A 20,348-nucleotide genomic window follows, 5' to 3' on the forward strand; every position below is an offset into this window, starting at 1 on the left:
TATGAAAAGAAATAATCAGCTATTAGCATTAACCCATTTAAGTCAGTTATTAGATTTTGTCACAGTAATCGGAGGTTTTATTGTGCCACTTATTATCTGGGTTGTGAAGAAGGATGAAATACTGCATATGGATGAGCACGGTAAGTCAATACTAAATTTTAGAATCACTATGTTTTTGTATGTGTTGGGTTGTATTCCACTAATCCTTTTTTTTGGTTTAGGTTTGTTAGGGTTTATTATTATAGGAGTATTCTATCTAATCTTTCCAATACTTAATGCTATCAAAGCCAGCAATAACGAAGCGCCTAACTATCCTTTTAGCATCAAGTTTTTGTAGGGTAATGTGATACATTTCTTTTACAGTAAATTCAACTAGTAAATGGTATTAGTAGTATTGTAATGAGATCAAAGCAAGTATTGAAGAGGGAATTTCAAATTTCCATCGGTCTTAGAATGCATAATTTGACACTATATGGCTTGCTTAATAAAATCTTCATACTCGTAAAAGAAAAGCTCAAATTGGGTCATAGTATGTACAAAAAACTCATAGCAATCTCTCCAAGTATTTTTATTGTGAATACTGAATTTTTTATCAAAAGGAACATAGATACGTCTAATGATCTTTCGATTATCTAATTCGAAGTGTTCATCGTAAATAACTTCTGGTAAATAGTCCGTTTCTAAAATGTTTTTTAACGATAGTAGCTGATCGTATAACAATTCATTAGCAATATCTTCAGGATGTTCAAAATCTAAACATACAGCAGCTTTTTTCCTGTCAGCCTGAAATTTAAAGGCAAATCCTTTAATTTTAGTGTTATATAACACCCATTTTCTAGGAAACGATTTTCCAAAACTTGTCCAGAATTCTTTTCTTAAACGTGCGGATTCTTCTTTGCTAAACATTTTATCAGCTATCGGTTTTCAGTTGTCTGTAATCGGTTTTCGGTGATTCCAATTCCGTGTTAGTTGATTATGGAAATTGTCTAGAGTAAATTGATAATTGTCCAATGGTAATTCTTCACGCAACATTGATAATTACTCACTTATCCGTGGACTTTTGCCGTAGTACCTCTATTTTTCATCATATCAGCTTCAAAAGCTAGCAGATCATTCCACTTCTTATCAACGATTTCTCTATCCATATAGGTTCTGGCGTATCCTAAAAACAAGGTATAATGATTGGCTTCAGAAATCATTAAATCCAAATAAAATTTAGAAAGTTCTTCATCTTGCATATTATCAGCAAAAACTTTAAAACGTTCGCAGCTTCTAGCTTCAATTAAGGCGGCAACTAATAATCGATGTACTAGAGCTTCCGTACGATTTCCAGTATGAGAAAAGAACTTTTGTAGTTTTAAAGCATAATCATTTTTAGTAGCTTGTCCTAATACCATACCACGGTCAATCATTAAATTATGAACCATTCTGAAATGTTCCATTTCTTCAATGGCAATATCACTCATATCTTTTACCAACGCCGTTTCTTCAGAATAATTGATGATAATTGAAACAGCATTAGAAGCAGCTTTTTGCTCTGCAAAAGCATGATCTGTTAATAGTTGTTGTAAGCCATTTTTTGCAACATCCACCCAAGACGTTTCAGTATCGAATTTTAATCCAAGCATAATTTACATTTGAGGGTGTAAAAGTAAAAAATATTAGGGCTAATTGTATTACAAATTATTGAAAATTAACTAGCTTTGTCACATAGTGTTACCGAAAGTTGACCTAAAAAAATGATTAAAACCGCTATAGAAAATGTGAATTGTTATGAAAAAATCACGAATACTCATTAGATACCTACGAATTCTAAATTTATTGTAGTGACATTTTTCTTTTTAAGTAATTTTAATTCAAATTAAAAAAAGTTAAATTTAACACTTTAAAATTAGTATAATATTCAATATTCCTATTTAAATACCTCTATTAAGATGAAAGTATATTCAACACCATTCCTCGCAAGAATTTTCCAGCTTTTTGCGTTAGTGTTTCTCATTGTGTTTATAAACTCATGTAAAACACCAACTAATGAAAGCGAAATCGATAAATTTAATGAATACGTGAGCGTATTTCCCGATAAGTTAATCTCTACTACATCGAGTTTACAGTTCTTATTGAAACAAACACCAAACGTAAGCGAGGTAAATAATGATGTGCTAACGATAACACCGAAGATAAAAGGAGAGGTTAGCTTAACGGATAATATGTTAATCTTCGCTCCTGCTAAAAAATTAAAAAGTAATCAGGAATATACCATAACACTTCATTTATCTAAATTGTACGATGGCTTAGAAGGAGAGTTGAAGAATTTAATGATAAAAGTAAAAACAAAAGAATTGTTATTCAATGTTTCATTACAGTCACCTAAAGTGTATAGTAAAGATGTATATTACGTAGAGGGAATGTTAACAGCAAGTGATGTAATAGAAAACACAAAACTTTCGGAAATCCTATCAGCTAATTACAACGGAAAAGCGAAACAATTAAAATTTGATACTACTGAAGAGTTTGCTTCTAAAGTATATTTTAAAATTGATAGCTTATCTCGTTTTGTAGATGATAAAAAATTAAAGGTTGTTTGGTCAGGTGCTCCTGTTAAATCAACTTCAAAAGGAGAAAGAGAATTAGTTATTACAGGAAAGAATAATTTTAAAGTTTTAAATGTTGAGGTGGTCGATATGGAGAAACAACATATTGAAATTAGTTTTTCTGATCCTATAAAAAAGTCTCAAGATTTAAAAGGGCTTATTCAGTTCGTAAATGCTCAAAAAAGAAGGTTTACCTATAAAGTAAAAAATAATGTAGTGAGCATATATCCTACATCCTCTTTTAAGAAGAAAGTAGACCTGCAAATCTTTAAAGGAATAAAAAACACCCAGGGTTATGCTTTAAAGGAAGGATTTACTAAAACATTACATTTTGAAGAATTAAAACCATCGGTAAGCTTTATAAAGAGTGGAACAATCTTACCGAATTCAACTAATTTGAAAATAAACTTTAAGGCGGTAAACCTTAAAGCAGTAGACGCAACGGTATATAAAATATACAAGGATAATGTACTACAGTTTTTACAGTATAATAACTTAGGAAATCAAGGAAACCTAAGGTATGTGGGTAGGCCTGTTGCAAAATACACGGTAAACCTTACCTCGCAGGGGGTTGATTTGAATAAGGAAAATGCCTTTGCTATTGATTTAGCCGAGATCATTTCTGTTGAAAATGGAGCAATGTATAGAGTTGAGCTATCTTTTAACAAAGAATATTCTAATTATTTCTGTGATGAAACAACGACAACAAATACCATTGTTTATGGCAAAAAAGAAGTAAGTGAAAGAGCATATGAAAACCTTAATTATTACAATGATTATTATTATGATTATAACTGGCGTGATCGTGAAAATCCATGCACAACTTCGTACTACTACAATAAAAAGATAAGCACAAATATTTTAGCAACAGACCTAGGAATTATCGTAAAAAAAGGAAGTAACGGTAATACTTTTGTGGCAGTAACGAATCTATTGACAACAGAACCTGTTGAAGGAGCCAAGGTGACTTTATATAATTTGCAACAGCAACCTGTTTTAACTGCTGATACAAATAAAGATGGTGTGGCTGTTTTTGATGAAATTGGAAATGCATTTTTTGCGGTAGCTGCTAAAAATAACAATACTACGTATATGAAGTTAAATGACGGAAATGCGTTATCTATGAGTAAATTTGATGTTGCCGGAGCCAAACTTCAAAAGGGAATTAAAGGTTATATTTATGGAGAAAGAGGTGTTTGGAGACCCGGAGATCGGTTATTCTTAACTTTTGTGCTAAATGATAAAGGAAACCCGATACCAGAGAAACATCCTATTAAGTTTGAACTGATAAATCCACAAGGTAAAATTATTGATAGAAAAATAGCGTATAAAACAGCGGAGAATGTATATCCGTATACGCCACAAACAAATCAGGATGCCATTACAGGAAACTGGAAATTGCGAGTAAGTGTTGGTGGAGCTGTTTTTAATAAGGGGCTTAAGATTGAAACGATTAAACCGAACCGTTTAAAAATTAAATTACAAACTCCATTAGATTTTATAAAAGCAAATACACCTATTTCAGGTGATGTTGAGGTAAAGTGGTTGCATGGAGCTATTGCAAGAGGTTTGAAGTTGGATATTAATGGAAAGTTCTCACAAACTAAAACAGTGTTTTCTAAGTTTAAAAATTATAGGTTTGATGATATGACCCGTAGGTTTGGTACCGAAGAATTTCAGGTATTAAAAGGGCATTTAAATAATGAAGGGAAAACAACCTTTTCCGTAAAACCTGAACTCGACACGAAAGCTCCAGGGATGTTAAAAGTCAGCTTTATCACTAAAGTTTATGAGAATGGAGGAGATTTTAGTACGGATGTATTCTCAAAAAAAATATCACCCTATAGTACCTATGTAGGTTTACAGGAAGCCGAAGAATCAGAATCAAAAAATTACTTGTTTACCGATCAAGATTATACCTTTAATGTAGCTTCAGTGAATGAGGAAGGATATGGAGTAACCAATACATTAGAAGTTGATGTATATAAATTGTCATGGCGCTGGTGGTGGAGTACTGCTGATAACGGATTGTCTAGTTACGATGGAACTCGTTACCACCGACCTTATAAATCATTACAGGTAAAAACCAATAGTGATGGAAAAGCGAAGTTTAAATTAAAAGTAGACGAAAATGATTGGGGGCGCTATTTGGTAAAGGTTACGGATAAAAACAGTAAGCATGTTAGCTCTTCAGTAGTATATTTTGATTGGCCATCGTGGTACGGTAGAAAAAAAGGGAAACAAGATAAAACTAATGCGTCGATGTTAGTGTTCAGTACAGATAAGGAAACGTATGAGGTAGGGGAGAAAGCAACCGTAAAGTTCCCTTCTTCTGAAGGAGGACGTGCCTTAATTACTATTGAAAATGGTACTGAAGTACTAGATCATTTTTGGGTAGAAACGCAAACAAAGCAAACTGTTTTTGATTTCCCTGTGCTCGCAAATTATACACCGAATGTATATGTACATATTTCTTTGTTGCAAAAACACAATCAAACTATCAATGATTTGCCTATGCGTATGTATGGCTCGATTCCTATGTTGGTGCATGACCCAGCTACGAAATTAGAACCTGAAATTCAATTAGCAGATGAATTACGTCCTGAATCTACCGCCAGTATCCGAGTAAAAGAGAGAAATGGAAAACCAATGACTTATACAATTGCGATAGTTGATGAAGGGTTACTTGATTTAACCCGATTTAAAACACCTAATGCATGGAACACGTTTTATGCACGACAATCCTTAGGAGTGAGAACTTGGGATGTTTTTGATGATGTTATAGGGGCCTATGGAGGGAAAGTCCATCAGATATTAAGTATTGGGGGAGATGAGGCTGAGGCAGGAAGTAAAAATAAGAAAGCAAACCGCTTTAAACCGATGGTTAGGTATTTAGGACCTTTTAATTTAGATAGAGGAGATATAAAAACACATACCATTAAGATTCCAAAATATGTGGGGTCTGTGCGTGCTATGGTTGTAGCTACGAATACAGAAAAGGAAGCCTATGGTAGCGATGAGAAAACAGCCTTTGTACGAAAACCAGTTATGATTTTAGCATCATTACCTCGTAAAATAACACCGCAAGAAACGGTTACTTTACCAGTGACTGTTTTTGCTATGAAACCAGAGATTAAAAAAGTAACCGTTACGGTACAACCTAATGAATCATATGCGATAATAGGTAAGAAAACACAAACAGTTTCGTTTGCGCAGCCAGATGAAAAAATGGCCTATTTTACGTTAAAGGTTAATGATTTTAAAGGAATAGGAAAAGTAAAAATAGAAGCTAGCTCAGGAAGGGAAAAAGCATCGTATGAGGTAGAAATAGATGTGTTAAATCCAAACCCAGTAACTACAGAAGTAAAAGATTTGATTTTAAAGTCAAATGAGAAAAGTGAAATTAATTTTACCACCTTTGGAACACAAGGAACGAATGCAGCGACCATTGAGCTTTCAACACTACCCCCAATGAATTTTACCAAACGTTTAGGGTATCTGATTCAATACCCACACGGTTGTGTGGAACAAACTACATCAAGTGCTTTTCCACAACTATATTTACCTGAGATTTTTGAGCTTGAGCAAGAGAAAAGGAAATCTATCGAGAGAAATATCAAAGCGACCATTCAACGCTTATCGGATTTCCAAGTATCAGATGGAGGCTTATCGTATTGGCAAGGTGGTAGAAAATCGAATAGTTGGGGTACATCGTACGCAGGGCATTTTATGATGGAAGCCGCTAAAAAAGGATATGTTTTACCTATTGGGTTTAGATCAAAATGGATTGGGTATCAAAAAGAACAAGCTCGTAATTGGCGTAATAATAATAGCTATTACAATAATTCCTTAACCCAAGCATATCGATTGTATACTTTGAGCTTGGCTAATAGCCCAGATTTGGCTTCTATGAACCGTTTACGAGAAACCAAAGACATATCAAACGAAGCAAAAATGAGGTTGGCATCTGCCTATGCATTAATAGGTAAAACTTCAATAGCTAAATCAATTTTAAATCAAATCACTATACATAAATATAGTAAGAGGTACTACACTAATTATGGGTCGGAAACCAGAAATAAAGCCATGTCTTTAGAAACTTATACGTTATTAAATGATGAGGTTAAAGCGATTAAATTGGCAAAAGAAATAGCAGAGATATTGTCTAGTGAACATTGGATGAGCACCCAAACAACGGCCTATAGTTTATTGGCCATGAGTCAATACGCATTGCAAAATGGAGAAAGCACAGGAATTAATGCTACGTATTCTTTAAATGGTAAAACAGGAGGTATACAGACATCAAAAGCGCTATATACGAAAGATTTAGACCTAAGAGATAAAGAAAATACGTTTAAAGTTTCTAATAAAAATAATGGGGTCGTATATGTTAGAGTGTTTAACCAAGGAATATTGCCGGTAGGAGAAGAAAAAGTTTTTCAAAAGAATTTAGAAGTAACTACGGTTTATAAAACAAAAGAAGGAAGTAAGATTGTGCCAGACAATGTATTACAAGGAACAAATTTTATTGCTGAGATAACCGTAAATAATAAAACAAATGAGAAAATTGAGAACGTAGCATTAACACAGTTCATACCTTCTGGTTGGGAAATTATCAATACCCGTTTTACAGATTTTGGAAACAGTACTACTTCTTCAAAAGTTGAGTATACTGATATACGAGATGCTAGTATCAGCAATTATTTCTCTTTAAATAAATATGAAATAAAAACATTTAGAGTGTTGTTGAATGCGTCGTATTTAGGAGAGTATTATTTGCCAGGAACCCAAGTTGAGGCTATGTATGATAACGATTATATAGCTCGTAACAAGGGAAGGTGGATTAAGGTTGTCAAGTAGAATTATTTAAATCTATTTCTCGACGTCAGGGCACGCCCAGTCAAGACCTTATTCTTATTGATGATTTTGGTGAAAAACACTATTTATACGGTGCATTCATTGGTTACATTTTATTTTTAACACCAATTCTTATACCTAAGAATTGGTGTTAAATAGTAATTTGAAGTACCTGTTGTTTTGTAGTGATCAAAATCAAGATGTTATTTTACTAGAATACGTAGGTTTTATAAAAGTAAGACTACCTATCTTTGCCATAATTATAAATAGAAAAGTTTCATAGATATATTATGGCAAATACGGTAAAAACACAAGAAGATATTTTAGCAAAATTGAATATCTATGAATTGAATGAAATGCAAAATAAAGCCATTTCAGTAATTGAGACTACCACAAATACAGTTATTCTTTCTCCTACAGGAACTGGAAAAACCTTAAGTTTTTTATTACCTATATTAAAACTAATAGATCCCAAAAGTAAAGAAGTACAAGTGTTAATTTTAGTACCATCGAGAGAGCTAGCTATTCAGATAGAACAAGTGATTCGTGAGATGGGAACAGGTTTAAAAGTAAATGCCGTATACGGTGGTCGATCAATGGCTAAAGACAAAATTGAATTAAAACATACACCTAGTATTTTAATAGGTACACCCGGTAGAATTTCTGATCATTTTGCAAATGATCGTTTTTCTAAAGATAGTATTAAGACTTTGATTTTAGATGAGTTTGATAAATCTTTAGAAGTGGGATTTGAATATGAGATGAGAGGCATTATTAATCAGTTACCAAATATTAATAAACGCATATTAACATCAGCTACGCAAGAAACAGAAGTTCCTGATTTTGTTCGATTTGATAACCCAACGGTATTAAATTACTTAACCGGTAAAAAGTCAAAAAAATTAACCGTAAAAACAGTTATTTCTTCATCAAAAAATAAAAACCAGACCTTATTAGAGTTGTTACAACATATTGGAAACCAATCTGGAATTATTTTTTGTAATTTAAAAGATAGTATACAACAGGTGAGTGAGTTTCTAAAGAAACATAAAATAGCGCATAGTTGTTTTTCTGGTGGTATGGAGCAAAGAGACCGTGAACGCTCATTGATTAAATTTAGAAATGGGACGAGTCAAATATTGGTAGCTACTGATTTAGCGGCCAGAGGAATTGATATTCCTGAAATGAAATACATCATTCACTATGAGTTACCTCAGAGAACAGAGGAGTTTACGCATAGAAATGGTAGAACAGCTAGAGTAAATGCTAAAGGAACAGCTTATGTTTTGAAATGGCAGAAAGAAAGCTTACCAGAATTTCTTAAAAATATTGCGACGGCTGATATTTCACAGAAAGAAAATTTAAAACCTTGTTATTGGGAAACATTATTTATTTCTGGTGGAAGGAAAGATAAAATATCTAAAGGAGATATTGCTGGTTTGTTCTTTAAAAAAGGAAACTTGACCAAAGATCAATTAGGAGTGATTGAATTAAAACAAGATTGTGCATTTATTGCCGTACCTGTTGCCGAAGCCAAGCAGTTAGTAGAAAGTTTAAACAACACACGTTTAAAAAATAAAAAAGTACGAATTTCTATTGCCTAAAAAAGGCATAGCGAGAATTTACTTGAATAAATCCTGTTTAATGCTAGCTATTATTTAGGTAATGTTAAATAGGAAATACTAATAGTTGAAGCGAGATAAATGCCTGAAGGAACTGCCTTAACGATTAAAATATAGAAACATCTGATTTTTAATTGTCACAATCAAATTTCAATAGATTATTAAAACAATAGGAAAAGTATTTATTTTTTGCTAAACGAAATAATGGTAGTTTTGTTGGCAATTGATTAAAGAAAATTCTATGAAGACAAAAGCAACATTATATGCTGTATTATGGCTAATTGTTTTGTTATTTACGTCATGCGTAAATTACAAACATTATGTTAGTCAAATACTAAAAAGTGGGGAGGTAATAAATCCTAAATCTAAGACTATTATCGTGACAGGTTCTGATAATATTAGACTAAATAATTTCACGAAAACTTTTAAGAAGAACTTTAAAGAAAATAAATATTTTGTAAAAAGTTATATTGAGGAATTTGATAGAGAAGTTAAAAACGCTAACATTTTTCAGGAGGTTTACATGAACGATATTAATAAATGGGACTCTTTAGACACGGGTATTAATATAAATGAAGGAAGTAATATAGATTCATTGTTATTGGTAACAAAAGGAGACTACCTGATAAATTTCACCAACTTCGAAATTACCAATAGAGTAGAGGCATCATACTCACCTGGAATACCAAATAATTTTGGTGGAGGTATTGGAGGTCATCACACCTCTGTAGAATATTGCATAGTGAACGCAAAGGTAGTTGTGTATGATCTAATAAAGAAAAAGCAAATAATGGAGTTTATTTCTATCGGTGAAAGCTCTGTATTTCTATTTGATTTTACCAAAACATTATTAAAGGCAAAGTCTAGATCAATAGAACATGCAATCAATTATTTTAAAACTGGTAAAACATTGTATGATAAGTATTAATCGTATTCAGTAATTTTATGTTATCAGCGATATTACTTTTCACTAGCCAAAATTTCTTTAACAGCGATGTGATATTTTTTTTGATTACCAGCTTTTTTGATTTTTTTATAAGTTTTCTGTGGGTTTGAAAAAGACCTAGAGAAATAATCCCAAAAACCTAACATTTTCATTTTTATGGGCGTTGGTCCAGATAGGGCAGCATCGTATTGCTCATAAATTTCATTGTGGAAGGCTTCAAAAATTCGCCATCTATCTTTAGGGTATTCGCTGGTGTTATCTTTAATCATTTGAGGTAAAAACGGATCGGCAATTAAACCACGACCAATCATAAAGTGATTGATACTAGGAAAACGTTCTTTCATAGCTTTAAAACCAGCAACTGTGGTAATGTCTCCATTATAGTATAATGGGTGTTTAGCAATATCAACACATCGTTGAAAAGCATCTAAATCAACACCTCCTTTGTACAGTTGTTTGCCAATTCTGGCATGAATAGCAATGTTTTTCAATGGATACTTTTCTAAAATAGGAAAAGTATGCAATATCTCGTCACTATTTTCGTACCCCATTCTCATTTTCATAGAAACTAAAATATCTACTTCATTATGAACTTTATCTAAAACTTCGTCAATTCTTGTGGGGTTACAAATTAAACCTGATCCCATTCCAGATTTCGTTACCATAGGGTATGGGCAACCTAAATTCCAGTTTAATTCTTCGTATCCAAGGCTTTTTACATATTTAGCTACAAATAAAAATTCGTCTGCATTATTGGTGATTACCTGGGGAATCACGGTTAAAGTAGTATTGTTTTCAGGTAATAAATCACGCTGATAACTTGCTTTTATCTTAAACTTCCCATTTAAACGGATATAAGGTGCGTAATAGGTGTCAATACCTCCAAAGTATTTATGCTGTGCATTTCTAAAACGAAAATCGGTAAATCCTTGTAATGGTGACGAAAGTAGGGTAAAACTCATAGTATATGGTAAGCTGCAAATATAATGGACTTATTCTTCATATTGATCAGTAAATTTTATACTTTTTAATGTGGTAATTTATAAACCCGAATCATACATTAGAGATTCGTAATGAGAGTTGAAAACTCCATTAAAGCATGCGCTTTATTAATTTCAGCATAGTACGGATATGAGTAACATTGAAAAGGATAACGAAGTGTTTGATTTTGTAGTGTTTTCAGCTTGTATTAAATTTTCTAAGACATAATGCGGTTAATGTGCAAAGTTTGTATTAATGTTGATTGGATGGAAATACTATGCTGGTTTAAAGATATTAAAGTGAAGATGTGTGAATGGCAGGAATCAATATTAGGAGAATATTTTAGCCAGAACTTTTTAAGTTTTAAATGCAGTATAAAGGGAATTACTTAAATTTGTTTGTAGGATCATAAATTGTAATGAAAATAAAGCTAAATCTAAATCTTCTTAAAAGGAATAAACTAAAAATTCTTACTATAGCTATACTTCTAGTTGTGTATTACTTCTGTTTGCCTGAAAAATTATTTATAAGTCCGAATGCCACCGTAGTAACAGCCAAAAATGATGCTCTATTGGGAGCTGTAATTGCAGATGATGGGCAATGGAGGTTTCCTGAACTTGATTCAGTACCCTATAAGTTTGAACAATGTATTTTACAGTTTGAAGATGCCTATTTTTATAAGCACTTTGGATTCAATCCGCTTTCGATGGCAAAAGCGGTAAGAGAAAATATCAAAGCGAAAAAAATCGTTAGAGGAGGTAGCACGATTACCCAACAGGTCATTCGGTTAGCACGAAAAAATAAAAGACGCTCTTATTTGGAAAAAATAAAAGAACTTGTTTTAGCTACTCGATTAGAGTTCAGGTGTTCTAAAAGAAAAATCCTTAAACTATATGCTTCTCATGCCCCTTTTGGTGGAAATGTGGTAGGTTTGGAAATCGCTGCATGGCGCTATTTTGGATTAAAACCTTATCAGTTGTCATGGGCTGAGACTGCTACATTAGCTGTATTACCCAATGCACCATCTTTAATATATCCAGGGAAAAATCAACAGCAACTAAAAGAGAAAAGAAATAGACTGTTAAAAAAATTATACCTAGAAACCATAATAGATCAAGTTACCTATGAGTTAGCTATTGAAGAACAGTTACCTCAGAAACCTTATAGACTACCTACTATAGCATCGCATTTTGTTCAGGAGGTAACGAAACATAGAAAGGGAGAACGAGTGCGCAGCTCGATAGATATTCATTTACAAAGACAGGTGAATGCTATAGTTAAAAATCACTATGAAATACAGCAGCAAAACGAAGTGCATAATTTGGCGGTACTGGTGTTAGATGTTGAAACCCGAAAGGTGTTGAGTTATATAGGAAATTCTCCTACGGAAAACCAACATCAAAAACATGTTAATAATGTAATAGCTCCACGAAGTACAGGGAGCACTTTAAAACCATTTTTATATGCACAAATGTTGCAAACAGGTGATTTATTACCTTCACAATTAGTGGCTGACGTACCAACGGAAATTGCGGGGTATTCTCCTAAAAATTTTGATTTATCATATGATGGGGCAGTGCCGGTTAATGAAGCTTTAACTCGGTCTTTAAACATTCCTGCAGTAAGGATGCTACAGTCGTATGGATTAGAAAAGTTTCGAGAAGATTTAAAGGGGTATGGTTTTAAACATATAAATAAGTCGGCTGATTATTATGGGTTATCGTTAATTTTAGGTGGAGGAGAGGCGAGCCTGTGGGATTTGTGTAAAACATTTGCGGGCTACGCCGGCATCGCAAGTCATTATGAAATATTAAAGCATAAGTATTATCAAAATGAATTTGTAGAACCGAGCTTTGTAGAGTCAGAAAATGTTGATTTTGGAGAGGTAAAAGAAAGTAATAATAATATTGATGCGGGTTCTGCTTTTTTAACGCTAAACACCCTGGTAGAGGTTAATAGACCTTATACTGATCAAGCTTGGAAATATTTTGATTCCTCTCAAAAAATTGGATGGAAAACAGGTACTAGTTTCGGAAATAAAGATGCTTGGGCAATAGGAGTGACACCGAAGTATGTTGTTGGTGTTTGGGTAGGCAATTCAGATGGTGAAGGCAGATCAGAATTAACAGGTGTGGGTAGTGCAGCACCTATAATGTTTGATGTTTTTGATGTACTACCTGTGTCTAATTGGTTTTTGGAACCCTATGAAGATTTGGTAGAAGAAAGTATTTGTGAACAAAGTGGATATTTAGCATTGCCAATATGTAAGTCTGTTGTGAAACGTATTCAAAGAAATGGGACACGTTCTAAGTCTTGTCCCTATCACAAACAGATAACTGTTGATGTCTTTGAAAAATATAGAGTACATAGTGATTGCGAATCAGTGGTTAATATGAAAACGAAATCATGGTTTACGTTACCACCATTGATGGCTCATTATTATCAGCAAAAAAATGCGGATTACAAACCCTTACCACGTTATAGAAAAGATTGTGTTATTTTAGAAGGTAACACGATGGACTTTGTGTTTCCTACAAAACACTATTCCAAATTATCATTAACAAAAGGAAATAATGGTGAATTAAACGCCATTGTACTCAAGCTAACACATACAAATACAGCAGCAAAAGTTTATTGGTATTTAAATGATCACTTCATTGGAGCTACAACGCAATATCATGAACAACAACTAAAATCTGAAAAAGGAAAACATAAAATTACTGTAATTGATGATTTTGGTAATTCTGAAACCAGAATTATTGAAATACAATAGTTTCCTCTTTACAAATCACATCCCTTAAACGAACACCAAAGCTAGCAAGAGCCTTTATTTCTTGCACCCCAGCTAAGCGTTCTTTACCAATAATTAACAATCCTTTTTTACTACCTTCAATATGATAATAGTTGTTACTTTCAAAAAATAAAATTAATTCGTCTGTAAAAAAAGATCTAATTTCTTCTGGGCTTTTTCCAGACAAATAAAAACGCCTAGAAAAGTCAGGATGGTTTTTAATATCAATATCTTTAAAGCCAGCAAAATGATAAATGTATTCAAAAATACCCTCCCGATCTAAAGTAAATTCAGGAATCTTGTTGTCTACATTAATGTACAACATGGTAGCCTTGATAACCTGCTTTGCAAAAAGTTCACCTTCTGAGAACTCAATATCAAATAAAGTACAATTTTCATTGGATAAGATGTTAGATACTTTTTTAATTTGTCGAGTTTTAAAATAACCAAATTCAGGGATTTCTGTAACTTCTATAGGCATTGTTTTATAAGACCACCTTAATTCATTACTAATTTTAGATAAAGATTTCTGACGTTTTGTTAAAACTGTATCTTTTTCAAATTGAAGTGCTTCTATAGGAGTGTTTTTACGCAAAGCAAAAGGGTGTTCACTACCTGTTTTATAACCATCTAAACCAATAATTTCGAAATAACCGCCTTTTCTTTTAAACGTTTCTGCATAATTGTTCATGTTTTCCATAACAGAATGGTCTACGAAATCACATAAAGAAAAATCAACAATAGCATCTGCATATTCAGGGATTTGATCTAGTTTTTCCTTCAGTTTTGTATAATTTAAAAAACTTGCGAAGTTTTCAACAGACACATAATATTTGCCGTCTTCTTTAAACATTAACACATTTGGTTTTAAGATGTTTCTAGCAAAAAGCATGAAATTTTTGTTAATGAATACATGAATGATAAAAGTGGCAATAATTCCTACTAAAATACCAGTGATTAAGTTGGTAGCGATCGTAGTAAATAAGGTTATTAAAAATATGACAAGCTGCTCTTGACCAATTCTAAACACTTTTCTAATATTTTCTGGTGAGGCTAGTTTATAGCCTGTATATACTAGAATTGCCGCTAATGCAGGTAAAGGAATTTTACGAAGTTCTGATGCAAAAAGTAAAATAAACACTACTAAAAAAGAAGCGTGAAAAAAATTAGCAGAACGATTGGTACCCTTATTATTTACATTAACCGAACTACGAGCAATTACCGTTACTACATTAAGACCTCCTAAGAAACCACTAATTACAGTGGCAAGTCCTAAAGCTTTAATATCTTTATTAACATTAGATCTTCTTTTTAAAGGATCAAGTTTATCTACAGCTTTGATACTTAATAAACTTTCTATACTAGATATGAGTGTGATAGCAATAACAGCATTGATAAAATCCCAATCATATACCTTTTCAAAATTAGGAAACATAAAATTTGAAACAACATCATCAGGCAACTCTATCAATAATTTTTTATCTATAGGATACGGTGAACCCAAGAAAGCATCAAAATAATAATACATACAAACACTTAAAACAACAATCCACATAGGAGCTGGAATTAGTTGAAAGTACTTGTTTCTAATTTTACTATAAAAGACCATAATGAGTAAACTAATAATACCTACAGACCCAGCATATAAAACGCTTAAGCTGTCGGTGTTTATAAAGTTTAAGATACCTTCAGGTATTTGTACTAACAAATCTATAATGCTTCCTTTAGCATTTAAATTACCAAGCATAACATGTATTTGTTTGGCAAAAATGCCAATACCAATGGCGGCCAACATTCCTTGAATGGCAGATGAAGGAAAGAAATCACCTAACGATCCTAGTCTAAGGAAACCTAAAATAATCATTATGATACCAGAAAATATAATGGCAGCTAATGTGTATAGAAACCCTTGCTGCATATCTCCAGCTCCTAAAGTAGATATCGCTGCAAGAATAACGACTACCAACCCATTACCAGGACCAGTTATGGTAACGTTAGATCCTCCTAAAAAGGCAACAAAAGACCCGCCAACTACAGCGGCAATTATTCCTGATATTGGTGGAGCTCCTGATGCTAATGCCAGTCCTAAGCCCAAGGGCAACGCAATTAACGAAACTACAAATCCTGAAAAAATATTTTGAGGAATCTCTCCTAAGAATTTTTTAGTAATAATATTTGCCATTTATTTTACAATTAAAACATCTGTTGGTAATTCTGATAATATGTATTCGAGGTCATGAGGGAAAATTCTATCCAATAGCCCTATTTTTTTTGGTGCATTCATCACTAGTAAGTCGGCTCTTTTAACTTTGGCATAATGACCAATACAGTATCCTCTTTTGCCAAATATACTCTGAGTTTTAACGATTATATCATTTATGGGTACTTTTTTTAGTATGTTTTTTACACGCAAGTCTTCTCTGTTTTTTAAACGTTCTTTTACAACTGTCGCTTTTCGAAGCGTTTTGTCATCATTTACTTTTACATTTAATTCGTTTTGACTAATTTCTTCAACGATAGTAATTCGTTTACAACCTAAACTGTTCGAAACATGGAACGCTGTCAATATTGTTCTTTCTGTATCTTCTTCTTGCAATCCGTTGACAACTATATGTTTACAAGGAACACGCTCTATAGAAGGTCGTATTAAAAGTAATACCGAGCAAGGAGCTTGTCGTGTCAATTTACGAGCAATGGAACCAACGTAGTATTTATATAAGTTCTCTTTTTGCATGGCACCTAAGATGAGTAAATCTGCTTGTTGTTCAATGGCAGTATTCAAAATTACCTTTACAGGATCTCCTTCTTGCCATATTACGTTAAAGTTTTTATCAAGTTTTGGAGTATCATTTAGTAAATCTTGCAATTGATTTTCTTTCTGAATAGATTTTTTTCCGACGTGAACACCGACTAGCTCTGCGTTAAAAATACCAGCTAACCGTATTACTTCGAATAAATTGGCCCTTAAATTTGGTGAAAAAGCAATTCCAATAATAATTTTGTTAATCAAAATATTTAATTTTAGACTTCGAATATAAAATTTTATTGTAGTTTTAAGAAACGAACTATGATAAAAAAAATATGATTGAGTTAGCAGGCATTATTATTTTAGGGATTTTGGCACAATGGTTTGCATGGAAATTCAAAATACCAGCTATTTTACCTTTAATTTTGATTGGCTTATTGGTAGGGCCAATTGCAGCAGAGTTTTTTAGTGCTGACGGTAGTAAATGGATTGAACCAGTATGGAATGGACAAAACGGATTATTTCCAGGTGATGGGTTGTTTTATTTCGTTTCATTAGCAATAAGTATTATTCTTTTTGAAGGAGGTTTAACGCTTAGGAAAAATGAAATTGCCAATGTGGGACCTGTTATAACGAAACTTATTACGTTAGGAGCGGGTGTGACTTTTATAATTTCTGCGGTTGCAGCGCATTATTTGCTTGATTTAGGTTGGGAAATTTCTATGTTGTTTTCTGCTTTAATTATAGTGACAGGACCAACGGTGATTTCTCCTATACTAAGAAATATACCTTTGAAAAAAGATGTAGCAGCCGTATTGAAATGGGAAGGGATTTTAATTGATCCTATTGGTGCTTTGGTAGCTGTTTTAGTTTTTGAATTTATTAGTGTTGGTGGAGGTAGTGGCTTTACGAAAACGGCCTTGATAGAGTTTGGTAAAATTTTGTTATTCGGCTTTACCTTCGGATTCACATTTGCACATGCGCTTATTTTTATTATAAATAAAAAGCTGGTACCACACTATTTATTAAATGTGGTGTCTTTGTCAATTGTATTGTTCGTCTTTGTTCTTTCGGATTTGTTTGCACATGAATCTGGTTTATTATCAGTAGTCGTTATGGGAATGGTAATAGCCAATAGTAACCTTAAAAGTTTAGATGAATTATTGTACTTTAAAGAGTCTTTATCAGTATTGTTAATATCAATATTATTCATATTGTTAGCAGCGAATATGAATATAGATGAATTGCTTCTTATTTTTAATTGGAAAGCAGTATATCTTTTTGCCATTGTTATTTTTATCGTAAGGCCTTTAGCCGTATTTTTAAGTGCCTACCAATCCACGCTGAAGTTAAACGAAAAACTGTTTATTAGTTGGGTAGGTCCAAGAGGTATTGTTGCAGCAGGGATAGCTTCTTTATTTGGTACAAAGTTGATGAAAGATGGAGTAGAGGGTGCTGAATATATAACCCCTTTGGTTTTTATGATTGTATTGGGCACGGTTTTACTAAATGCTACTACTGCTAGAATGTTTGCAAAAATGGTAGGTGTATTTTTGAAAAGCTCTGAAGCAATTGTCATAATTGGAGCTTCAGACGCAGCTAGGGTAATTGCTAAATATTTAATGGGTAATGGAAGAAGAGTGGTGTTATTAGATCAAAATAAGAGTTATATTGAAGAGGCCAGAAACAATGGTATTGAGGCTTTTGATATAGATATTTATAATGATACGTTAGATGATGATGCAGAACTTAATGATGTGGGTTATTTAATAGCCATGACAGGGAGTGATGAAGTGAATATGTATGCCGTAAATCAGTTTTCCGGAATATATGGAGAAAAAGGAAGCTACAGATTGGCAACTCTTAATGAAGTGAAGGAGAAGAATATAGAGAATGAAGATATGTTGTTTACGCCGAATGACGATTATATTAATTTAAATGAAAGCGCACGAGATTATCCATTGATAAATGAGATAAAAGTAAATTCTTCCGATGATTTCAAAAACAAATTAGCCAAAATCGATGCTGAATTAAAAGCAATCCCTCTTTTTGTAAAGAAAAAAGACAGTATAGAAGTAATTCCTGAAGTAGACATAACTTTAATAAATGGAAGTGATAGTATTATTTATTTAGGAAAAAAGGTTAGCTTTTAATTAAAAAAAGAACTTTCTACTTCTTTTGCATCTTCAATTATTTCAGAAGGATAGTTATACAACCCCAAAATTTTGATAGCATTTCTAGTGGTTAGTTTGCCTGATTTTAGCGTATGATCAAAAATAAGTTGTTCATTGATAATTTGCTCCGTAAAATGAAATAGTTGATACCCATCTTCGGTTAATAATTCTGTTAATTCAATATCATGGGTAGATACAATAACAGTATGTTGAATTTTGTTTAAAAAAGTTAAGATAGCCTTTCCTCCAGAAACTCGTTCAATAGTGTTGGTTCCTTTAAAAATTTCATCTAAAACAAATAAGCACGGTGTTTCGCTTTTTGATGCCTCAATCAATTCTTTAATAGTTAAAACTTCTTGTAAGTAGTAACTGGTATTATCTAAAAGGTCATCGGATATTCTGATGGATGAGTATAGCTTATAAAATGGCGCTAGATATGCTTTAGCAAAACAGAAATGTAGCGTTTGAGCAATAATACTATTTAAAGCGACTGTTCTTATAAAGGTTGTTTTTCCAGACATATTAGAGCCTGTCAAAAGAATACTTTTTTCCGATAAATTGACCGTATTAGGAATGCAGTTTTCAATAAGAGGATGATAAATATCTGTTATGTTTAATTCGTTTTGTGTATTAAAAACAGGAGCGCAAATGGTCAGGTCACTAGATTTCAAAGAAGCAGTCGATATCGCTGCGTCTATCCGTCCAATAAAAATATACATATCTTCAATACTTTTCTTTTCTTTGGAAATAGCTCCCACAAAACTATAAAAAGCCAGGTATTCAATATTAAAGAATATTTTAAAAATTTCAGCAACAAACCAAAAGGCAAATAAAAACTCATTATCGATATTTTTTTCAAAAGCGATGAATTCAGTTTTAAATTGTATAGATTTTATTTTTTTTAGGAAAGAAAAATCTTCAAAGTGATCGGCAATTTTATGACTGTTCCTTAGGTTATTACTGACCTTTAATGCCCGAGATAACTGATAAGCCCCATTGAGGTAATAGGTAATGTTATTTTTGTTCTTATAATGAATAAACATATTGATTGCTAGAATAGGAATCAAAAACACCCCTACTATCGGGTAGAAAAATGTTACGATAAAAGATAGTATTGAAACAACAGATACTAATTTTACCAACCATAATAATTTAGGTTGATCAAGTTGTTTACCATTAATTAATTCTTCTAAATAATATGAGTTGTTGCTGTTTAATTTTGATAATTCTAATTGACAAGAAACACTCAATTCTTTATCGTTTTTAAAGATTGAAGTAAGAGCATCAAATTTTAATAAATTGTCTAGAGAACCAATAGTTCTTAACTTATAGTATAGATATTGCTGTCCTATTTTAGAAGAAGTTCGATCAATAAATTGAAAAACAGCATCGATATCAAGATCAATGGCACTTTTATCACTAATGATATGATAGGCGTTTTTTTTATGTACATTATTTTGAAAATATTTTCCAATTACATAGAAGTTAAAATAAGCGTCGCTTTTTTTCTTCCCCCAATTATTCCATAGCTGTTTTCTTGTTTTTTTTAAGCGTTGTTTTTTCAGAATATTACTGATTAAAAATATTGAAACAAGAATAAAGAGAACTGCTAAAACGTAATTCATAAATGATTGATTTCT

General features: G+C 32.5%; 12 protein-coding genes. 6 read left to right on the plus strand and 6 right to left on the minus strand.

Features of this window, described 5'->3' with window-relative positions; translation table 11 throughout:
* Window position 1: 1 nt before the first annotated feature.
* Window positions 2–337 carry a DUF4870 domain-containing protein gene (locus tag AC2TDS_RS00400; protein ID WP_484737154.1) on the plus strand — a complete coding sequence of 112 codons (336 nt, stop codon included), beginning with the start codon at window positions 2–4 and terminating at the stop codon, window positions 335–337.
* 131 nt (window positions 338–468) lie between these two features.
* Here the strand turns inward: AC2TDS_RS00400 and AC2TDS_RS00405 are convergent, their stop codons facing one another.
* Window positions 469–906, minus strand: a complete 438-nt coding sequence (locus AC2TDS_RS00405; protein WP_484737155.1) for a DUF4268 domain-containing protein — start codon at window positions 904–906, stop codon at window positions 469–471.
* 140 nt (window positions 907–1,046) lie between these two features.
* Window positions 1,047–1,628 (minus strand): MiaE family protein, encoded by a 582-nt coding sequence (locus AC2TDS_RS00410; protein WP_484737156.1) that lies wholly within the window; start codon window positions 1,626–1,628, stop codon window positions 1,047–1,049.
* Window positions 1,629–1,934: 306 nt separating this feature from the next.
* On the opposite strand from AC2TDS_RS00410, the gene AC2TDS_RS00415 reads away from it, so the two are divergent.
* The 3 genes from AC2TDS_RS00415 to AC2TDS_RS00425 all read left to right on the plus strand — a co-directional run bounded on the left by AC2TDS_RS00415 (window position 1,935) and on the right by AC2TDS_RS00425 (window position 9,998).
* A complete protein-coding gene (locus tag AC2TDS_RS00415; protein WP_484737157.1) occupies window positions 1,935–7,451 on the plus strand; it encodes an alpha-2-macroglobulin family protein in 5,517 nt (1,838 codons plus the stop codon).
* A 287-nt stretch (window positions 7,452–7,738) separates the two neighbouring features.
* Complete coding sequence (locus AC2TDS_RS00420; RefSeq protein ID WP_484737158.1) at window positions 7,739–9,052, plus strand: DEAD/DEAH box helicase; 1,314 nt, start codon at window positions 7,739–7,741, stop codon at window positions 9,050–9,052.
* Window positions 9,053–9,311: 259 nt separating this feature from the next.
* Window positions 9,312–9,998, plus strand: a complete 687-nt coding sequence (locus AC2TDS_RS00425; protein ID WP_484737159.1) for a hypothetical protein — start codon at window positions 9,312–9,314, stop codon at window positions 9,996–9,998.
* A gap of 32 nt (window positions 9,999–10,030) precedes the next feature.
* Here AC2TDS_RS00425 and AC2TDS_RS00430 read toward each other — a convergent pair whose 3' ends face one another.
* Entirely contained in the window at window positions 10,031–10,978 is a 948-nt protein-coding gene (locus AC2TDS_RS00430; RefSeq protein ID WP_484737160.1) for a tRNA dihydrouridine synthase, read from the minus strand.
* Window positions 10,979–11,415: 437 nt separating this feature from the next.
* Here AC2TDS_RS00430 and pbpC point away from each other — a divergent pair, with 437 nt between their 5' ends.
* A complete protein-coding gene (pbpC, locus tag AC2TDS_RS00435; RefSeq protein ID WP_484737161.1) occupies window positions 11,416–13,770 on the plus strand; it encodes a penicillin-binding protein 1C in 2,355 nt (784 codons plus the stop codon).
* Here pbpC and AC2TDS_RS00440 read toward each other — a convergent pair.
* Both AC2TDS_RS00440 and AC2TDS_RS00445 read right to left on the minus strand, forming a co-directional pair.
* Window positions 13,754–15,970 (minus strand): SulP family inorganic anion transporter, encoded by a 2,217-nt coding sequence (locus AC2TDS_RS00440; RefSeq protein WP_484737162.1) that lies wholly within the window; start codon window positions 15,968–15,970, stop codon window positions 13,754–13,756. The two genes, pbpC and AC2TDS_RS00440, sit on opposite strands and share 17 nt — an antisense overlap.
* A complete protein-coding gene (locus AC2TDS_RS00445; RefSeq protein ID WP_484737163.1) occupies window positions 15,971–16,798 on the minus strand; it encodes a universal stress protein in 828 nt (275 codons plus the stop codon).
* Window positions 16,799–16,869: 71 nt separating this feature from the next.
* Here AC2TDS_RS00445 and AC2TDS_RS00450 point away from each other — a divergent pair, with 71 nt between their 5' ends.
* Complete coding sequence (locus tag AC2TDS_RS00450) at window positions 16,870–18,687, plus strand: cation:proton antiporter (protein ID WP_484737164.1); 1,818 nt, start codon at window positions 16,870–16,872, stop codon at window positions 18,685–18,687.
* Here AC2TDS_RS00450 and AC2TDS_RS00455 read toward each other — a convergent pair.
* Window positions 18,684–20,333, minus strand: coding sequence for a MutS-related protein (locus tag AC2TDS_RS00455; RefSeq protein WP_484737165.1), 1,650 nt, complete (start codon window positions 20,331–20,333; stop codon window positions 18,684–18,686). The two genes, AC2TDS_RS00450 and AC2TDS_RS00455, sit on opposite strands and share 4 nt — an antisense overlap.
* Window positions 20,334–20,348 lie beyond the last annotated feature (15 nt).

This window comes from Tenacibaculum profundicola (genome assembly GCF_057220795.1).

Bases quoted from the DNA above. Each gene is read 5' to 3' on its own strand.
- AC2TDS_RS00400 (WP_484737154.1), top strand. From the start codon at position 2: ATGAAAAGAAATAATCAGCTATTAGCATTAACCCATTTAAGTCAGTTA.
- AC2TDS_RS00405 (WP_484737155.1), bottom strand. From the start codon at position 906: ATGTTTAGCAAAGAAGAATCCGCACGTTTAAGAAAAGAATTCTGGACA.
- AC2TDS_RS00410 (WP_484737156.1), bottom strand. From the start codon at position 1,628: ATGCTTGGATTAAAATTCGATACTGAAACGTCTTGGGTGGATGTTGCA.
- AC2TDS_RS00415 (WP_484737157.1), top strand. From the start codon at position 1,935: ATGAAAGTATATTCAACACCATTCCTCGCAAGAATTTTCCAGCTTTTT.
- AC2TDS_RS00420 (WP_484737158.1), top strand. From the start codon at position 7,739: ATGGCAAATACGGTAAAAACACAAGAAGATATTTTAGCAAAATTGAAT.
- AC2TDS_RS00425 (WP_484737159.1), top strand. From the start codon at position 9,312: ATGAAGACAAAAGCAACATTATATGCTGTATTATGGCTAATTGTTTTG.
- AC2TDS_RS00430 (WP_484737160.1), bottom strand. From the start codon at position 10,978: ATGAGTTTTACCCTACTTTCGTCACCATTACAAGGATTTACCGATTTT.
- pbpC (WP_484737161.1), top strand. From the start codon at position 11,416: ATGAAAATAAAGCTAAATCTAAATCTTCTTAAAAGGAATAAACTAAAA.
- AC2TDS_RS00440 (WP_484737162.1), bottom strand. From the start codon at position 15,970: ATGGCAAATATTATTACTAAAAAATTCTTAGGAGAGATTCCTCAAAAT.
- AC2TDS_RS00450 (WP_484737164.1), top strand. From the start codon at position 16,870: ATGATTGAGTTAGCAGGCATTATTATTTTAGGGATTTTGGCACAATGG.
- AC2TDS_RS00455 (WP_484737165.1), bottom strand. From the start codon at position 20,333: ATGAATTACGTTTTAGCAGTTCTCTTTATTCTTGTTTCAATATTTTTA.